Annotated in this window: 16 protein-coding genes; 6 read left to right on the forward strand and 10 right to left on the reverse strand. The window is 69.4% G+C overall.

From position 1 onward, the window contains the following. The first annotated feature begins 243 nt into the window (after window positions 1-243). Window positions 244-666: a hypothetical protein gene (locus AB0H49_RS24790; RefSeq protein ID WP_357254730.1), complete on the forward strand. Its 423-nt coding sequence runs from the start codon at window positions 244-246 to the stop codon at window positions 664-666. 73 nt (window positions 667-739) lie between these two features. Here AB0H49_RS24790 and AB0H49_RS24795 read toward each other — a convergent pair whose 3' ends face one another. The 5 genes from AB0H49_RS24795 to AB0H49_RS24815 all read right to left on the reverse strand — a co-directional run bounded on the left by AB0H49_RS24795 (window position 740) and on the right by AB0H49_RS24815 (window position 5,908). After that, on the reverse strand, window positions 740-1,453 hold the full coding sequence (locus AB0H49_RS24795; protein WP_355004190.1) for an MBL fold metallo-hydrolase: 714 nt from the start codon (window positions 1,451-1,453) through the stop codon (window positions 740-742). A 406-nt stretch (window positions 1,454-1,859) separates the two neighbouring features. Beyond that, entirely contained in the window at window positions 1,860-2,612 is a 753-nt protein-coding gene (locus tag AB0H49_RS24800; protein ID WP_357254732.1) for an adenosylcobinamide-GDP ribazoletransferase, read from the reverse strand. Beyond that, window positions 2,609-3,685, reverse strand: a complete 1,077-nt coding sequence (gene cobT, locus AB0H49_RS24805; protein WP_357254734.1) for a nicotinate-nucleotide--dimethylbenzimidazole phosphoribosyltransferase — start codon at window positions 3,683-3,685, stop codon at window positions 2,609-2,611. The genes AB0H49_RS24800 and cobT overlap by 4 nt, the downstream gene beginning before the upstream one ends. 154 nt (window positions 3,686-3,839) lie before the next feature. Continuing rightward, a complete protein-coding gene (locus tag AB0H49_RS24810; protein WP_357254736.1) occupies window positions 3,840-4,391 on the reverse strand; it encodes a bifunctional adenosylcobinamide kinase/adenosylcobinamide-phosphate guanylyltransferase in 552 nt (183 codons plus the stop codon). A gap of 542 nt (window positions 4,392-4,933) precedes the next feature. Beyond that, complete coding sequence (locus AB0H49_RS24815; protein WP_357254738.1) at window positions 4,934-5,908, reverse strand: helix-turn-helix domain-containing protein; 975 nt, start codon at window positions 5,906-5,908, stop codon at window positions 4,934-4,936. Window positions 5,909-5,994: 86 nt separating this feature from the next. Between AB0H49_RS24815 and AB0H49_RS24820 the strand changes: the two genes are divergently transcribed. Then, complete coding sequence (locus tag AB0H49_RS24820; protein ID WP_355004195.1) at window positions 5,995-6,150, forward strand: hypothetical protein; 156 nt, start codon at window positions 5,995-5,997, stop codon at window positions 6,148-6,150. 119 nt (window positions 6,151-6,269) lie between these two features. Here AB0H49_RS24820 and AB0H49_RS24825 read toward each other — a convergent pair whose 3' ends face one another. Next, complete coding sequence (locus AB0H49_RS24825; RefSeq protein WP_355004196.1) at window positions 6,270-6,941, reverse strand: DUF3043 domain-containing protein; 672 nt, start codon at window positions 6,939-6,941, stop codon at window positions 6,270-6,272. 190 nt (window positions 6,942-7,131) lie between these two features. Between AB0H49_RS24825 and AB0H49_RS24830 the strand changes: the two genes are divergently transcribed. After that, window positions 7,132-7,482, forward strand: a complete 351-nt coding sequence (locus AB0H49_RS24830; protein WP_067785873.1) for an iron-sulfur cluster assembly accessory protein — start codon at window positions 7,132-7,134, stop codon at window positions 7,480-7,482. 239 nt (window positions 7,483-7,721) lie between these two features. After that, window positions 7,722-8,690, forward strand: coding sequence for a carbohydrate kinase family protein (locus AB0H49_RS24835; RefSeq protein WP_357254741.1), 969 nt, complete (start codon window positions 7,722-7,724; stop codon window positions 8,688-8,690). 179 nt (window positions 8,691-8,869) lie between these two features. Here the strand turns inward: AB0H49_RS24835 and asnB are convergent, their stop codons facing one another. Next, entirely contained in the window at window positions 8,870-10,813 is a 1,944-nt protein-coding gene (gene asnB / locus AB0H49_RS24840; protein ID WP_357254743.1) for an asparagine synthase (glutamine-hydrolyzing), read from the reverse strand. A 427-nt stretch (window positions 10,814-11,240) separates the two neighbouring features. Between asnB and AB0H49_RS24845 the strand changes: the two genes are divergently transcribed. Further along, complete coding sequence (locus AB0H49_RS24845; protein ID WP_357254854.1) at window positions 11,241-12,293, forward strand: cytochrome c oxidase subunit II; 1,053 nt, start codon at window positions 11,241-11,243, stop codon at window positions 12,291-12,293. 13 nt (window positions 12,294-12,306) lie between these two features. Then, window positions 12,307-12,723, forward strand: a complete 417-nt coding sequence (locus tag AB0H49_RS24850) for a cytochrome c oxidase subunit 4 (protein WP_355004199.1) — start codon at window positions 12,307-12,309, stop codon at window positions 12,721-12,723. A gap of 60 nt (window positions 12,724-12,783) precedes the next feature. Here the strand turns inward: AB0H49_RS24850 and AB0H49_RS24855 are convergent, their stop codons facing one another. From AB0H49_RS24855 to AB0H49_RS24865, 3 genes are all read right to left on the reverse strand, one after another. Next, window positions 12,784-13,746 (reverse strand): SDR family NAD(P)-dependent oxidoreductase, encoded by a 963-nt coding sequence (locus AB0H49_RS24855; protein ID WP_357254745.1) that lies wholly within the window; start codon window positions 13,744-13,746, stop codon window positions 12,784-12,786. Window positions 13,747-13,878: 132 nt separating this feature from the next. Then, on the reverse strand, window positions 13,879-15,156 hold the full coding sequence (locus AB0H49_RS24860; protein WP_355004201.1) for an FAD-binding oxidoreductase: 1,278 nt from the start codon (window positions 15,154-15,156) through the stop codon (window positions 13,879-13,881). A gap of 172 nt (window positions 15,157-15,328) precedes the next feature. Further along, window positions 15,329-16,885, reverse strand: coding sequence for an alkaline phosphatase D family protein (locus AB0H49_RS24865; protein ID WP_357254747.1), 1,557 nt, complete (start codon window positions 16,883-16,885; stop codon window positions 15,329-15,331). Between the last annotated feature and the right edge of the window lie 36 nt (window positions 16,886-16,921).

The following is a 16,921-nucleotide window of genomic DNA, read 5'->3' on the forward strand; positions in this document are numbered from 1 at the left end:
GTCGGACAGCCGGAGATTGGGGAGGGGCATCGGGCGTCGATCGGTAGTGGCCGGAATCGCGTTGCCGAGTCTGGGTGTTTCGGCGTGCAGGGGGTGACGCGTCGGTGCCGGACAACGCAGCACCACCGTCGTTGCCGCGCCGACCAGCACCGGACGTCCCGCCAATCCCGAACCGGTGTGGTCGAAAGCCGCCCTGGGGATCGGCAATACACCGCTCTCGTAAATCTCTACGCCGGTGACGCGGTGCCGGTCCCGGCTCAGGACGCGCTGGTCGCGGTGAATCGATCGACCGGTTCCGAGCTGTGGCGCAGGGAACCCAAGCGGCCCGAGAAGTACTCCTACCGGGTGAGCGGCGACGCCGTCGTCTTCCTGGAGGACCAGGGCAAACCCGGCGACCCGGCGTTGGTGGAGGTGATCGAGGCCGTTGCCGGATCCTGGCGAGTGGGACGGGAAGCCGGTGCTGGAGTTCCATCGCTGAGCCGGGAAGGTCACCCGCCGCGTTCTCGAGCCTCGGTCGCCGTTTCGTGGTGGCCGTTGCGTGGCCCCCGCCTCGGCGGTCATGCCCGACGCCACCAGGCCCGAATGGGCAGCGCGGGCCCGCTGGACGGCGGGCGTGGCCGGGGTCCGAGGGCGACGCGGGCGGCGGAACGCCACGTCTCGCCGTAGGGCGGCCGAGCGGCCGATGTCGTCGGGTACCGGCAGCGCGGGCCGGCCGAGGATGCCGCTGCGTCGCGCGGGCTCAGCCCGGCATCAGCATCTGCCACTGCTCCAGCGTCTGCGGGCGCATGACGTAGTTGTTGTCGCGGATGGTCGACAAGGCGGCGCTGGGCTCGTGGGAGTACCAGTGGCCGGGGTAGACGACCGGGTCGCCGTGCAGGCCGGCGAGGTAGCGCAGGCTGCGGAACATCTCGTCGGAGTCGCCGCCGGGGAAGTCGGTGCGGCCGCAGCCGTCGACGAAGAGGGTGTCACCCGCGATGAGGCGGTTGTCGAACAGGAAACACTGGCTGCCTGGCGTATGGCCAGGGGTGTGTAATAGCTCGATCTCGAACGCGCCGACCTCGACCTTGTCGCCGTGCTCGTGGCCGGTGAGTTCGCTGGGCGCGATGCCGGTGACGTTGGCGACCCAGGCCAGTTCCTTGTTGTTCACGTGCACCGGGACGCTGGTCTTCTCGAGCAGTTCGCGCACACCGCGCAGGGTGAAGCCGAGCATGGTGCCGCCGACGTGGTCGGGATGGTGGTGGGTGGCGAGGACGCCGGTGAGGCGCAGGCCGTCGGCCTCGGCGATGGACACCAGATCGCCCGCGGCGTACGCCGGATCCACCACAACGCATTCGCCCGTCTCCCGATCACCGATCAAGTAGGCGAAATTTCGCATCTGCGTCGCGATCGGATCACCGACGGCGTAGTCCCGCCCGGACAACAGTTGCCGAAAATAGAGGCGCTCGGAAGACATACCGCACACATTAGATCCTGACCCAGACGGTTCGTGCGCCAAGTGCGTGAAAGATTCCGATAGGTCGGATCACGGCGTGCGCAAACTGGTGGCGAGTGGGTAGGGTCGCCGTCTTCGGGCGCGCGGTGCAGGCCCTGATCGTCGTCGCGCCTGTACCCTGCCGCCACACCGGCGCCGACTTCGGTTGTCTGCCAAAGGTTTTCCGGGCTTGCGCGCCAGGCGCGCGAATCGGGCCGCGCGTCGCCGCACCGCGCGACTCCGCCCGAGCCTTCCCGAAAACAGTGGTCAGCGAACCGCCCCGCAACGCCATGCGCCCATTCTCGGCGCTCGGAGAAGAGACGAAGTTCATACACTGTCCAACAAGATATGAATTCGCGTGATACCGACGGTTACGTGAATTCGTGAATTATCCGGCGAGCGAGAGTCCGACAGCGGAGAGGGTGACCGAAATCTCGATCGCCGCGCCGAGCACGTCACCGGACAAACCGCCGAACCGGCGCAGCATGTGCCGCACCACCACCGCGGCGATACCGACCGCCACCGCGATCGCGAGCGGTCCGAGCCAGGGATGCTCCGGCACCGCGACGACGCCGCACGCCAGCGCGACGATCACCCACGCCGCCCCGGTCAGCGGGGACTGGGTGCCCGCCACGAGCGCGCCGAAGGCGGTGCCCGGCGCGGCGGGAATGCCGCGGCGACAAGCCAGGACGACGACGACCCGTCCGATCGCGACGGCCAGCGCCACCGCGAACCACCGTCCCGCGTCGGCCAGCGCGGCGAAGGCGAACGCCTGCACCCCGATGGCGAACACCAGCGCGGCCGCCCCGAACGGCCCGACCCCGCCGCTCTTCATGATCTGCCGCGCCCGCTCCGGCGGCCCGTAACTGCCGAGACCGTCCATCGAGTCGGACAAGCCATCGAGGTGCATGCCCCGCGTGAGCAGCGCCAGCGCCGCCACGGTCAGCAGTCCGGACAGCGGGGCGCTCGCCCCGGCCGAGGTCAGCGCCCACGCCAGCCCCGCCGCGATTGCACCGAGCAGCGCACCGACCAGCGGGGCGAGCGCGATCGCGCGGCCCGCCGCGGCCCGATCGACGTCGTCCGGGCCCCGCACCGGGAGCACGGTCAGCCACGAGACGGCCAGGCGAACCCCGGGCGTCATTTGGTCAGATCGGGCGCGGCCGGGATCTCGGCGTCGGAGGTGCTGACGCCCGCCTCGCCGAAGGTGGCCATCTCGGTGAGCGCGGCGACCGCGGCGCGCAGAATCGGCAAGACCGTGAGCGCGCCGGAGCCTTCGCCGAGTCGCATGCTCAGGTCGACCAGCGGTTCCATGCGCAGCTGTTTCAGCGCGAGGTTGTGCGCGGGTTCGGTGGAGCGGTGCCCGGCCAGCCACCACGCGCTCGCGCCCGCGGCCAGATCCTCGGCGACCAAGGCCGCCGCGGTGACCACGACGCCGTCCAGGATCACCGGCGTGCGCCGGGTCGCGGCCTGCGCGAGGAATCCGGCGATGGCGGCGATGTCGGCGCCCGCGGCGACGCGCAGCAAATCCACCGGATCCTTCAGGACGGGCCGAGCGCGGCGCATCGCGTCGCGGATCGCCGCGACCTTGCGCGACCAGCCCGCGTCGTCCACGCCGGTGCCGCGTCCGACCGCGACCACCGGCTCGGTGTCGGTGAGCGTGGCGATGAGCACGGTGGCGGGCGTGGTGTTGCCGATGCCCATGTCGCCCGCGACGAGAAGGTCGGCGCCGCCGTCGATCTCCTCGTCGGCGATGGCCCGGCCCGCGGCGATGGCGGCCTCGACCTCCGCCTGGCTCAGCGCGTCCTCGCGGTCGATGGAACCGCTCGACCTGCGCACCTTGTGCTTGCCCACGAGCGGATCGGTCTCGGCGTCGACCGAGATGTCGGCGACCCGCACGGTCGCACCCGCGACGGCGGCCAGCGCGTTCACCGCCGCGCCGCCCGCGAGGAAGTTGGCGACCATCTGCACGGTCACCTCGCTCGGATACGCCGACACACCGTGCCGCGCGACGCCGTGATCACCGGCGAAGACGACGACCCTGGCGCGCTCGAACTGCTTCGGCGGGCACACGCCCTGGCACGCGGCCACCCAATTGCCCAGCGTTTCCAGGCGGCCCAGCGCGCCAGCGGGTTTGGTCAGTTGCGTCTGCCGCTGTTCGGCGGCCGCGCGAATCCGCGCGTCGGGGGGCGCAACCGGTCCGAATCCGTGTGTCACTGTCGAGCCTCTCCGGTCGGGCGGCGTCCGCCGCACGTGCTTCCGACGCCCAATCTTGCCCGGAGCCCGCCGCCCGCACCGCACCAACCTCCGCCACCGACCGTCGTTTCGCTACCGAGCGGACTCATACGGATTCGACGGGAGCCGCTCGGATCTACTTCAGGCGGAGGGGCAGCCCGGCGACGATGAGGAACGCTTCGTCGCAGACCGCGGCGAGGCGCTGGTTGAGGAGGCCGATCTCGTCGCGGAACAGACGACCGGAGCGAGTCGCGGGGATGACGCCCATGCCGACCTCCGGGCTGACGATGATCAGGCGGTCGCGGTAGTCGGCGACGGCGGAGACCAGGGCGTCGGCATCCGGGCCGACGGTGCCGCGCGGGGAGCCCCAAGCGTTCAGAGCGTCGATGCGCGCGGTCAGCCAGGTGCCGATGTCATCGACCAACGTCGCGGCTCCGGGCGCGGGGTCGGCGAGAACCGCTGCGGCGTCGGCGCTTTCGACCACCGACCAGTCGCCGGGTCTGCGGTCGCGATGGCGGGCGATGCGTTCGGCGAAGTCGTGGTCGTCGGGATCGGGGACCGAGGTCGCCAGGTATCGCACCGCACCCGAGGCCGCGGCGAGTCGCTCCGCGAACGCCGACTTTCCCGAGCGAGCCCCGCCGAGCACAAGCGTCCGCGGAGGACGCGCGGTTCCGGAATCCTGCGACACCCCCGCACGCTATCAACAGGCTTGCCCGAGCCATCCCCGCGACTTTCGACGGAGTGCTGGCAGCCCCGCTCGGGTGTAGCGGCTCGCCCGGCGTCGCTGAGCCGGAATGCGGCGATTTGGCGCACCTTTGTGGACGCGGCACTAGCCTTGCCGGGACCTGGCGGCGAGCCCGAGGGCTCGACCTGCTTGCCGCTGGCCTCGATCGTTGAACTCGCTGATCCGAGGGAGAGGCCGTGCGGCCGTCCGGGCCTGCTGCTCGCCATCATCGGCGCGATGCCGGGTGGTTGAGCCGCCGAGGGCGGTCGGCGGTCCCGAGCTAACTCTGCCGCGCGTGTCGCACGTTTGCTGATACCGGCTGCGCGGTGCCGAGCGTGAACGGCTGCTCTCGAAACAGGACGGGCGCCGCCGGTCGCAGGCGTCGAAGCGAGACAGGGGAGGGGCGAGCACCACCGGAACGTCGTTGCGGCCCAAGCGCGGGCAGCGGATTCGCCTGCTCCGGCCGCTGTCGGACGGACTCGTCCGCTAGCGATCGGGCGAATGACTCAGCTAGTCGACGCGGTGGCCCCGAAGCGGCGGCGGTATTCCGTCGGGGAGATGCCGACCAGGCGTTGGAAGTGGTGGCGGAGGAGCGCGCCGGAGCCGAAGCCCGCGCGGGCGGCGATCTGTTCGAGACCCTGTTCGGTGTCTTCCAGCAGGTGCTTGGCGTAGAGGACGCGCTGGTTGGTGAGCCATTTCACCGGGGTCGTCCCGGTCTCGGCGGCGAAGCGGCGGGCGAAGGTGCGCGTCGACATCATCGAGCGCGCGGCCAGGTCGTCGATGGTGTGCGGCAGATCCAGGTTCTCGCTCATCCATTGCAAGGTGGTGGCGAGACTGTCGGAGGTGCAGGCGGGGACCGGGCGTTCGATGAACTGGCGTTGTCCGCCGTCGCGCTGGGGCGGCACCACCATGCGGCGGGCGATGCCGTTGGCGGCGGCGCTGCCGATCTCCCTGCGCACCAGGTGCAGGCAGGCGTCGATGCCCGCGGCGGTGCCCGCGCTGGTGATGAGGTTGCCTTCGTCGACGAAGAGCACGTCCGGGTCCACGGTGGCGGACGGGTAGCGAGCGGCGAGCTGGTCGACGTAGCGCCAGTGCGTGGTGCATTTGCGTCCGTCGAGCAGACCGGCCGCGCCCGCGACGAACGCGCCCGAGCAGACGGTCAGGATGATCGCGCCCGCCTCCGATGCCGCGCGCACGGCGTCGACGATCCGGGGGTCGAGTCCGTCGGTCAGCGCGGTGGCGGGAGCGGCGGGGATGGCGACCAGATCCGCCTTGGGCAGTTCGTCCAGCGCGAACTCCGGTGTGATCGTCACGCCGGGGGTGGTGGAGCGAAGCGCGCGGCCTGGTTCGGCGCCGCAGACCTTGAAGTCGAAGCCGGGCAGTCCGTCGGCGGTCCGGTCGAGCCCGAAGACCTCGCAGACCACCCCGAACTCGAACATGGCCAGCTTCTCGAACAGCACGACGGCGACCTTCGACAGCATGGTCCGAGGGTACCTGGCTGGATCTTTGCGAACAATGGCTTGGCTGCCACTTTCGGCGGAAAGTTTATAGGCGAAAAATTTCTGCCATGTTGACTTTCCTTCTCATCGCGATCGTCGTGGTAGCTGTTTCCGTCTTCCTGGCGCGCGGGCGGGGACTCGCCGGCTCCGCGCATGTGGTCGACCGGGACGCCCAGCGCCTGCAAGCCGAGCTGAACGCCATTCGCTTCTCGCACCACCGCTGAGAACGAAAACGGCCGTTCGCGGCACTCGCCACGAACGGCCGAACTTCGGAGTGCCTATGCGCTGCCGGGCACAGTCCGTCGACGGACCGCACATGGCCGGAGCGAAGGCGGAGGTACGCCTATACGGCCTCACCGGGTGAGACCCGCGGCTTAGGCGCCCGCATCTTGCGGATCTGCGACGCGCGGACGAAGGCGTACCAGCCGAGACGGAAGCCGGTGTCGGTGTTGTCGGGGAACCGCTCGCGGACCCGGTTGTTCACGATCCGGCCGAGGACGACGCCCTCGATGGCCATGAACAGCATCATCACCAGCATGGCCAACGTCACGATCGTCTGCAGACCGGGCGCGGCGAACATCGACATGATCAGCACCAGCGCCATCGGCATGAACAGGCCGACCAGGTTGCGCCGGGCGTCGACGAGATCCCGCACGTAGGCGCGGACCGGACCCTGGTCGCGCGGCAGCAGGTACTTGTCCTCGCCCGCGAGCATGCGGGCCCGGCGCTCCTGGGCCGCCTGCCTGCGCTCGGCGCTCGCGGCCTTGCGTTCCTCCTTGGTGCCACGGGTGGCCTTACGGCGGGCCCTGGCCTCCTTGGCGGTCAACGGCGCGGGCGCGACCGGTCCGCGCCGCTTGCCTTCGGCCTCACGGCGTTTCGGGGTGGGGCGGCCCTTGCCCGGGGTGAGCGTGGGGGGCGTCTTGGTGGTGATGGCGGTCGAGCCGCCGTTCGCGTCCGCCGTGCTGTCGGCGGTCGCGTCGGTGGTGCTGGACTCGCCGCGACGGAACAATTTCACAGCAACCAGGCTATTCGATGTGCCAGCCAGCCGGAAATGCGGCCGTGAGTCCGGCCACCGAACACCGAGGTTGTGTCAACGCGCGAGGGGCCGAGTGGCAAGATGGGGAATAGCAGCCCGCTGAGTGGTGTTGACTCCACGAGCCGTGCGCTGTTCACGGGTTGACCCACAGCTGTCCTTAGGAGAGTTCATGACTGTGCCGAACGAGACGACCACCCACGGTGTGACTCTGACGGATGCCGCCGCCTCGAAGGCCAAGGCGCTGCTGGATCAGGAGGGCCGCGACGACTTGGCGCTGCGCATCGCCGTGCAGCCGGGTGGTTGCGCGGGCCTGCGCTACCAGCTCTTCTTCGACGACCGCTCGCTCGACGGCGACCTGACCGTCGACTTCGGCGGCGTCACCCTGGCCGTCGACCGGATGAGCGCCCCCTACGTGCAGGGCGCCTCGATCGACTTCGTCGACACCATCGAGAAGCAGGGTTTCACCATCGACAACCCGAACGCCACGGGCTCCTGCGCCTGCGGCGACTCCTTCAACTGACCCGCGAAAGGCGAACGTCCGCCTTCGCTCCGGCCATGCGCGGAAATCGACGGCCTGTGATTCGGCGCGCAGCCGAGCCGAGCGTTAGCTCGGAGTATGCGCGGCTGTCGACCACCCGCGTGCAGCCGCGCGAGCTGACGCCAGTGCCTCTGTAGCGCACTGCGGATCGGCTACGGTGGGAGCGGGATCTCGATCTCCGCTTCCACCGCCTGCCGCCTACCGTTGAAGGGCTCAGCCTCGTGTCTATCGCCGTGTCCGCGTCCATCGCGACCGACCACCTCATGCGTTTCCCCGGACGGTTCGCCGATGTGCTCCTGGCCGATCAGCTCGACCATGTCTCGCTGAGCTTCCTCGTCGACGACCTGCAGATCCGCCGCGGCGGTGTGGCGGGCAACATCGCCTACGCCATGGGCGTGCTCAACCGCGAGCCGCTGCTGGTCGGCGCGGTCGGCGCCGATTTCGCCGACTACCGCGCCTGGCTGGAGCGGCACGGCGTCGACTGCTCGACCGTGCACATCTCCGATCGCGCGCACACCGCCCGGTTCGTCTGCACCACCGACGACGACATGGCGCAGATCGCGTCCTTCTACCCCGGCGCGATGAGCGAGGCTCGCGACATCTCCCTGGCCGAACTCGCCGAGACCAAGCGGCTGGATCTGGTGCTCGTCGGCGCCAACGATCCCGAGGCGATGCTGCGCCACACCGAGGAATGCCGCGAGCTCGGCATCCCGTTCGCGGCCGACCCCTCTCAGCAGCTGGCTCGCCTGGACGGCGACCAGGCGGTGCGCCTGATCGACGGCGCCGCTTACCTTTTCACCAACAAGTACGAGTGGGCGCTGCTGCTGCAGAAGACCGGCCTGAGCGAGGACGAGGTCGCCAAGCGCGTCGGGATCCGGATCACCACCCTCAGCGGCGACGGTGTGCAGATCGTCGACAACGACGGCACCGAGATCCACGTCGGCGTGGTCCCCGAGCGCACCAAGGTCGAGCCGACCGGCGTCGGCGACGCCTTCCGTGCCGGCTTCCTCACCGGCCACACCGCCGGACTGAGCCTGGAGCGCTCCGCCCAGCTCGGGTCGCTGGTCGCGGTCCTGGTCCTGGAGACCATGGGCACCCAGGAGTGGACGCTCAACAAGGACGACGCGCTCGAGCGCCTCACCCAGGCGTACGGCGCGGAAGCCGCCGCCGAGATCAAGCCGCTGCTCTGAATGGTCGCCTAGCGGCCGTCCGTCGAAAGGCGGCCGCATCGGACAAATCCCCGTCGCAGCACCAGGCTGCGTTGCCCATCGGATGACGCCGGACTCCGGCCGTACAAGCACAGCGCCCCTCGGTCTACCGAGGGGCGCTGTCGTATTCGGGGCTTTACACCGCGCGCGTTCGCGCGGGCCTACAGCGACACCGGGTACACCGGCTCCTGGATCTCCGGCTTGATCCGATCCTCGACGAAGATGCCGTGCCACACCATGAACACCAGCAGCGTCCACAGCCGCCTGCTGTGGTCGGAACGACCGGCGCGGTGGTCGTCGAGCATGGTCTTGATCGCGGCCTTGTCCAGCAGGTGGTCGGTCTGCGAGTCGGCGATCTGCACCTGCGCCCAGTCGTAGAGCTCGGTGCCGCGCAGCCAGTGCCGCAGCGGAACCGGGAAACCCAGCTTGGCGCGGTGCAGCACGTGCGGGGGCACGATGCCCTCCAGCGCCTGGCGCAGCGCGTACTTGGTGGTCTCCTTGGTGATCTTCTGCTCGAAGGGCAGCTGCTCGGCGACCTTCAGCACCTCGGCGTCCAGGAACGGCACCCGCAGCTCGAGCGAGTTGGCCATGGTCATCTTGTCGGCCTTGACCAGGATGTCGCCGCGCAACCAGGTGAACAGGTCCAGGTGCTGCATCCGCGCCACCGGGTCCCAGCCGCGGGACTGGGCATAGAGCGGGGCGGTGACGTCCTGGTGGGTCCACTCCGGGCGGAACTCGCGCAGCACAGCGCGCAGCTGGGCGTCGTTGAAGCTGCGGGCGTTGCCGTAGTAGCGCTCCTCCAGCGTGAGCGAGCCGCGGTGCAGCAGGCTCTTGCCGCGGGTGCCGTCCGGAATGCGCTCGGACAGCTTGCCCGCCAGCTTGCGCACACCCTTCGGTAGGTACTCGAAAGGCTTGAGCGACAAGGGCTCCCGGTAGATGGTGTATCCGCCGAACAGCTCGTCGGCGCCCTCGCCGGAGAGCACCACCTTGACGTGCTTGCGCGCCTCCTTGGCGACGAAGTACAGCGGAACCAGCGCCGGGTCGGCCACGGGGTCGTCCAGGTACCAGACGATCTCGGGGATGGCGGCGGCGAATTCGGCGGGGGAGACCACCTTCACGATGTGGCGAGCGCCGATCGCCTCGGCGCTCTCGGCGGCCACGTCCACCTCGGAGTAGCCCTCGCGCTCGAAGCCGGTGGTGAAGGTGATCAGCTTCGGGTTGTGCCGCATGGCCAGCGCCGCGACCGCGGTGGAGTCGATGCCGCCGGACAGGAACGACCCGACCGTCACGTCGGCGCGCATGTGCTTGGCGACCGAGTCCTCGAGCGCCGCCGCGATCTCGCGATAGCGGGCGGCTTCCGAACCCGCCGCGAACGGACGCACCTTGAAGGACGGCCGGAAGTAGCGGGTGATCTTCGGCTCCGCACCGGGACGGACCGTGGCGTAGGTGCCCGACTCCAGCCGCCGGATGCCCTTGTGCAGCGTCTCGGGCTCCGGGACGTACTGCAGCACCGTGTAGTGCTCCAGCGCGCGCGGGTCCAGTTCGTCGGACGAGCGCAGCGCGGGCAGCAGGTCGAGCAGGCTCTTCTTCTCGCTGCCGAAGGCCGTCCCGCCGGGGCCGGTGGCCAGGAACAGCGGCTTGATGCCGAACGGATCGCGGGCCAGGAACAGCTCGCTGGTCTCGGTGTCCCAGATCGCGAAGGCGAACATGCCGCGCAGTCGCCGCACCGCGTCGGCGCCCCAGTAGTGGAAGGCCGCGACGATCGCCTCGCTGTCGCCCTCGGTGGCGAACATCTTCCCGTCCGGGAACTCGGCGCCGTGCGCCGCCGCCAGTTCCTCGCGCAGCTCGATGTAGTTGTAGATCTCGCCGTTGAAGGTCAGCGCGTAGCGCTCCGGGTTCTCGGCGGGACCCCAGCGCAGCGGCTGGTGCGAGTGCTCGATATCGATGATCGACAGGCGGTTGAAGCCGACGACGAGGTGGTCGTCGTGCCAGGTGCCGCGCTCGTCGGGGCCGCGGTGGCGCATGCAGTGCAGCGCGTTGTAGACCTGGTCGACCACGTCGGATGTCGCCGCGTCAGATGTCAGGAATCCGAGCAGTCCGCACACGGTGTCGGCAACCTCGTTTCTCCGGTGGGGACGCCACCCGTCCGGGCGTCCGAAATGGCTGGGGGAGCTGCGGCGCGCGCCACGCACACCGCGGGCCGAAATATTGTGTCCGAGTATGCCGCACGCGGGGGATCCGCGCGGCGCGCGCGTCTTGTCCTGCGCGGATGCGCTGGTGATCGCCCTCGTCCCCGCCCCGGCGGAGTGTCGAGGGCGACCCGACGACAAGCAAGACGCCGGTTTGGTCTACGCTGCGTAGTACTCAGGCCATTCTCAGGCGACGCGTGCGCGGAGTCGAGACGGCCTGACATGTGCTTGGAAAGTGTCGTCAGGGCGATCGCGGCCCCGGCGGCGCACTGTCGGAATGTGTGGCGACCAGGAAGGCGTGAGCGTGGCGCACAAGGCGAGCGAAGAGATCGGGGCACGACCCGTGAAGGGTCGGCAGGGCCGCGTCCTTCGGCGGGCCGGGCTGGCGGTGTCCTTGGGGATCACCGCGATGCTCGTCTCGGGCTGCTCGATCGACAATGTTTGGCTGCGGTTCGGCTGGCCCTCCGGTGTCACGCCGCAGGCCACCCGGATGCGGGAGCTGTGGACCTGGTCGGTCGTCGCCGCGCTGGCGATGGGTGTGCTGGTCTGGGGTCTGACCTTCTGGACGATCGCGTTCCACCGCAAGAAGAAGGACTCCCCGGAGTTCCCGCGGCAGACCGGTTACAACGTGCCGCTCGAGCTGACCTACACGGCGATCCCCTTCGTCATCATCGCCGTGCTGTTCTACTTCACCGTGGTCGTGCAGAACTACGTCCACGAGAAGGTCGACAACCCGGACGTGACGGTCGACGTCACCGCCTTCCAGTGGAACTGGAAGTTCGGCTACCGCGAGGTCGACTTCAAGGACGGCTACCAGTTCAACGGCATCGACTCTGTCCGCGAGGACGCCGCGCAGGCGCAGCTGGCGGAGTACGAGGAGCGGACCAAGGACGGTCACCCGCAGCCGGGCCCGGTGCACGGCAAGCCGGAGAACGACATCCTCTCCTACCTGCACTACGACACCGTCGAGACCGTCGGCTCCAGCAGCGAGATCCCGGTCCTGGTGCTGCCGACCGGCAAGATCATCGAGTTCCAGCTCGCCGCCGCCGACGTGATCCACTCCTTCTGGGTGCCGGAGTTCCTGTTCAAGCGCGACGTGATGCCGAACCCGAAGGAAAACCAGTCGGACAACGTCTTCCAGATCACCAAGATCGAGAAGGAAGGCGCGTTCGTCGGCCGCTGCGCCGAGATGTGCGGTACTTTCCACTCGATGATGAACTTCGAGGTCCGCGCCGTTTCGCCGGAGAAGTTCACCCGGTACCTGGACGAGCGTCGCGCGGGCAAGACCAATGCCCAGGCGCTCGAGGCCATCGGTGAGTCCCCCGTCGCCACCTCCACCCGGCCGTTCAACACCGACCGCTCGGTCAAGAGCGCGGCCGCGCCCGAGACCAAGTGAGGACTGATCTGACATGAAGATCGAAGCGCGCATTTTCGAACTGCTCACGGTGTTCTTCGTCATCGTGGGCGTGGTGTACGGCTTCTTCACCGCCCAGTCGCGCACCGGCGTCGAGTGGGCGGGCACCACCGCGATCGTGCTGACCGCGGGCCTGTCGCTGATCGTCGGCACCTACTTCCGGTTCGTCGCCCGTCGCCTTGACCTGCGTCCAGAGGACTACGAGGACGCCGAGATCGTGGACGGCGCCGGTGACCTCGGCTTCTTCTCGCCGGGCAGCTTCTGGCCCATCACCCTGGCGGCCGCCGGTTCGGTCACCGCCCTTGGCCTGGCCTTCTTCGAGCCGTGGCTGATCGCGGTCGGCGTGCTGTGTGTGCTCGCCGCGGCCGCGGGGCTGGTGTTCGAGTACCACCTCGGTCCCGAGAAGCACTGAGCGTAAGCACCGAGCGCCCCACCGGTTTCCGGTGGGGCGCTTTGCTGTTCCCGGGAGACCTCAGAGGCCGAAAGCGTGCCGAAGGCGAGTGGTGGAGCGGGGCGCGACGCCCGCAAGGCCGCGTAGGGTGCGGGCGAGGCGCGGGTGTTCCTCGTCGCGGGCGGTGATGGCGGTCTCGACCGCGCGGGCGACTTCGGCGGGGTCGCGGTCGTACTGGTCGGCGAATGCCACCTCGGTTCCGGCCGCGGCGGGATCGGCGTGTACGGCCGGATAGTCGATCGCGGTGACCTGGATGCCGTGTGACCCGAGTTCGGCCTCGGCGCACTCGGCGAAGGTGGTCCACGCGGCTTGGGAACTCGCGTAGGAGGCGAAACTGGCCGCCGCCGTGGCGTTGTGGTGCGCCGGGCCGACATTCACGACGTGGCCGGAGCCGGAATTGAGCATCGCTGGCAGCAGGCCGAGGGTCAGCCGCAGCGGGCCGAAGTAGTTGATCGCCATCATGCGCTGATAGTCGCGGAAGCGGTCCAGGGATTGCACGACCGGGCGGTGCTGTGGGCGACCCGCGTTGTTCACCAGGACGTCGACCGAGCCGAACTCGGTGAGCACCCAGGTGACCAGCTGGTCGACATCGCCGAGCGCGGAGATGTCGCACCGGAACCAGTGCGCCCGACCGCCCGCGGACGTGATCTCCGCGCAGGTCGTGATCAGCTGGTCGCCGCGCCGGGCGACCAGTAGCAGTTGGGCGCCCCGGTCGGCCAAGAGAGTGGCGGTGGCGCGGCCGACCTCGGAGCAGGCGTCGGTGACCAGGACGCGCTTGCCCGCGAGGGATTGGTCCGCGCCTGTGTGCTTCCCGGCGGGGCGATCCGTGCTGGGCTGGTCTGTATCGGGCCGATTCGTACCGAGCCGATCTCTACCGGGCCGGTCCGCGCCGCTTCGGCGGCTGCCGGATTGTTCGGCGCGTGATGCTGACGCGCGGAGTTTGCGTTCGACGAAACGGGCCGGGGCGGGGCGGAATTCGAGCATCGATACAGCTACCTTCGCATCCGATGACATGCTGAACGAACCCATCGGCACCCCGCCGACAATGCCGAGTCGACCGCGGTCGCCGAGTGGCTACGGAGCTACCACTCGGCGACCAATACGGTGCGGCACAGTCTAATCGGCCGATTCGTAGCGCATGGCGTGTTCGGACGCGCAGATCTCATCGATTCCGGCGACGATGTCGCGCAGCAGTTCCGAGGGCAGCGCGGACGGACGCAACCGGCAGGTGAAGGTGATCAGACCGTGGTCCTCGGCGGGCAGACTGCGCGCGGCCGCCTCGGACCGCAGGTAGGTCGAGCGCACGCCGTAGGTCATCGCGGAGATGACGGTGAAGCAGCCGGTGCGTTCCCGGTGGCCGGAGAACAGGTCGTGCAGCCGGTAGAACACCGAGGCGTAGGTCGACAGCGGCGCGAAAATGCCGACGCGATAGGCGGGTCCGCGCTCGGAGGAGCTGATCACGGTGTCGGCGAGGTATTCCGCGTCGCGCAGCGTGAGCACCTTGGGGGCGAACATCAGCGCGCCCGCCGCGGCGTTGCGCACCGGCATGCCCGCCTTGCCGCCCGCGTGCGAGGCGATGGCGCCCAACGACTTCCGGGTACGCGTGCCGACCTCGCGGCGCGCGCGCAGCGAACGGGTTGGCGTGGTGGGGTACAGGCTGGACCACTGGCCGAAGCGCACGGTGCCGAGCTGCACGTGGCCGGTGCCGACCGGCCGGGCCACCTTCAGCGGCGCGGTGTCGACCCAGCGGCCGACCTGCAACGCCGCGTTGCCCGGGCGCAAGATCTCCGAATGCGCGTGCTCGACGAAGGAATCGAAATCGAGGAACCGGTCGGCGTCGGTGGTGAGCCAGGTGTGGTCCTTGTCGATGTCGACCGCGTCCAGGGTGAGCGCGGTGATGATGCCCGCGCGCCCACCCGCGCCGAGGATGCGGTGGAAGCGCTCGGTGTGGTGGTGGCGTCCGCAGGTGCCGATGCGCCCGTCCGGGTCGACGTATTCCAGATCCACGATCTGGTCGATGAACAGCCCGTACCGGTGCGAGGCGCTGCTCACGCCGCCGACCGAGGCGAACCCGCCCGCGGTGATGTCGCGGTGGTCGCCGACGATGGGCAGGCCGAGCCCGTGCGCGCCGAGGCGGCGGTCGATGTCGGAGAGCTTGGCGCCCGCCTGCACGCGGACGGTGCGACGACCCAGGTTGATGTCGAGCACCGAGTTCATCCGGCGCAGCGAGACCACGGTGCGCTGATCGGGCAGCGTCAGGTTGTCGTCGAGCGGCTCGCCGCCGCGGACCGTCAGACGTTCCGCGCGACCGCGTGAATCCCGCACCGTGCGAACGACATCCGCGGTGTCACGAGGTAGATATTCTTCGGCGGAGACAGACTGCGGCGTGCTCATGGCACGACAGCTAACCACAGTCTGGCGCTCGGTGCGCACCCGAAGTCGGAGGCTCTTTCCTCGCACCCGGACAACCCCCTTCGACCTGCGGTTATGCGTATCTCGTCCACCTCGGGAATCGGTCCGCCGGACGCCCGAATCGGCACGGCGCGCATCGGCTTCCGATCGCGGCTCAGCGACCGGGCGCGGGCAGGCGCTGAGCGAACAGCACCGCGCCCGTCGCGTCGCACAGATTCACCGTCAGTTCGGCGGTGCGGCCGTCGATGTGGACCTCGCCGAAATGCTGATAGGCGGCGTCCAGCGGCGAGGTGTTCGGCGCGGGCGGCGCGTGCACGAACACCGCCTCGGGACCGAACGTGAGATCGAGTTGGTTGGGGCCGAAGGCGCCCGCGTTGAGCGGTCCGGAGACGAACTCCCAGAACTCGTCGAAATCGGTGAACGCCGCGCGCTCGGGGGAGTAGCGGTGCGCCGCGGTGTAGTGCACGTCGGCGGTCAGCCACACCACGCCGGTCACCCGGTTCGCTTTGATCGCCGAAAGCACCTGCGCGATCTCGGTTTCCCGGCCCGAGGGCGCGCCGGGTGCGCCGTTGGCGGGGCCCTCGAACGCGGTCTTGCCGTCCGGCACGATCACGCCGAGCGGCAGGTCGTTGGCGACGATCTTCCAGGTGGCCCGGGAGTCGCGCAGGCCCTCGATCAGCCATTTCGTCTGTGCCGCACCGAAGATCCTGCCCTCGGGCGCGGTGTTGGCGCCGTTGGCGTCCTTGTAGGCGCGCATGTCCAGGACGAACACGTCCAGCAGCGGGCCATAGGAGATTCTGCGATACAGCCTGCCGTCGACGGCTTCCTTCGGATCGAGCGGCATCCACTCGTGGAACGCTTGCCAGGCGCGGGTGGCGAGGGTGTCCATGCTGCGTTCGGTGTAGCCCTTGTCCGCGGCGACGGTGCCGCCGGGAAACCAGTTGTTGACCGTCTCGTGGTCGTCCCACTGGACCAGTTGCGCCACCGAGGAGTTGAACCTTCGATAGTTCTGATCGGTCAGGTTGTAGGCGTACTGGCCGCGGAACTGGTCGAGGGTCTGCGCGACCGCGCTCTTGGCCTCGGTGACGGTGTTGCGCCAGATCCGGCCGTCGGGCAGGGTGACCGACTCCTGGAGCGGGACATCGGCGTAGACGACATCGCCGGAATGCAGGAACAGGTGCGGGTCGCGCGCGGCCATGGTGGCGAAGATCGTCATCCCGCCGAGGTCCGGGTTGATGCCGTACCCCTGGCCCGCGACGTCGCCCGACCACTGAATCCTGATGCCGGACTGGGTGGTCGGCGCGGTGCGGAACACGCCTCGCAGTGGCTCGGAGGTGGCGCCGTCCTCGGCTTCGAGGGTGACGCGGTAGTGCACCAGCGAGCCGGAAGGGAGACCGGCGACGCGGACGCGTCCGGTGCCGTCGGTGTCGGGGGTGAGCAGCGGGCCGGTGAAACGGCGCGCGTCGGCGAAGGATTCGGTGGCGGCCGTCTCCACGATCAGCGTGGCGGGCCGGTCCGAGCGGGCCCAGATCAGCGCGCCGTCCGAGCGCGGATCGCCGACCGCGACCCCGTGCGTCAGGGTGGGACGCTGCCGGACCAGCACCGGACCGTCGTCCGTGCCGCAGGCGGCCAGCGCTGGCGCGGCCACCAGACCGAGCGCGGAGGTGCGCAGCAGGGTGCGCCGGGAGAGTTCCGAATGACCGGGAGCCATGGATTTCACCCTCACGCAGGGAATTCAACGCGGGGT

It is taken from the genome of Nocardia sp. NPDC050713 (assembly GCF_040654315.1).
In the GTDB taxonomy this organism is placed as follows: Bacteria; Actinomycetota; Actinomycetes; order Mycobacteriales; family Mycobacteriaceae; genus Nocardia.

What these genes read in the sequence shown, in the direction of transcription:
- AB0H49_RS24815 (WP_357254738.1), bottom strand. Translation starts at nt 5,908, where the DNA reads ATGCTGTCGAAGGTCGCCGTCGTGCTGTTCGAGAAGCTGGCCATGTTC.
- AB0H49_RS24820 (WP_355004195.1), top strand. Translation starts at nt 5,995, where the DNA reads ATGTTGACTTTCCTTCTCATCGCGATCGTCGTGGTAGCTGTTTCCGTC.
- AB0H49_RS24830 (WP_067785873.1), top strand. Translation starts at nt 7,132, where the DNA reads ATGACTGTGCCGAACGAGACGACCACCCACGGTGTGACTCTGACGGAT.
- AB0H49_RS24850 (WP_355004199.1), top strand. Translation starts at nt 12,307, where the DNA reads ATGAAGATCGAAGCGCGCATTTTCGAACTGCTCACGGTGTTCTTCGTC.
- AB0H49_RS24795 (WP_355004190.1), bottom strand. Translation starts at nt 1,453, where the DNA reads ATGTCTTCCGAGCGCCTCTATTTTCGGCAACTGTTGTCCGGGCGGGAC.
- AB0H49_RS24800 (WP_357254732.1), bottom strand. Translation starts at nt 2,612, where the DNA reads ATGACGCCCGGGGTTCGCCTGGCCGTCTCGTGGCTGACCGTGCTCCCG.
- AB0H49_RS24855 (WP_357254745.1), bottom strand. Translation starts at nt 13,746, where the DNA reads ATGCTCGAATTCCGCCCCGCCCCGGCCCGTTTCGTCGAACGCAAACTC.
- AB0H49_RS24860 (WP_355004201.1), bottom strand. Translation starts at nt 15,156, where the DNA reads ATGAGCACGCCGCAGTCTGTCTCCGCCGAAGAATATCTACCTCGTGAC.
- AB0H49_RS24865 (WP_357254747.1), bottom strand. Translation starts at nt 16,885, where the DNA reads ATGGCTCCCGGTCATTCGGAACTCTCCCGGCGCACCCTGCTGCGCACC.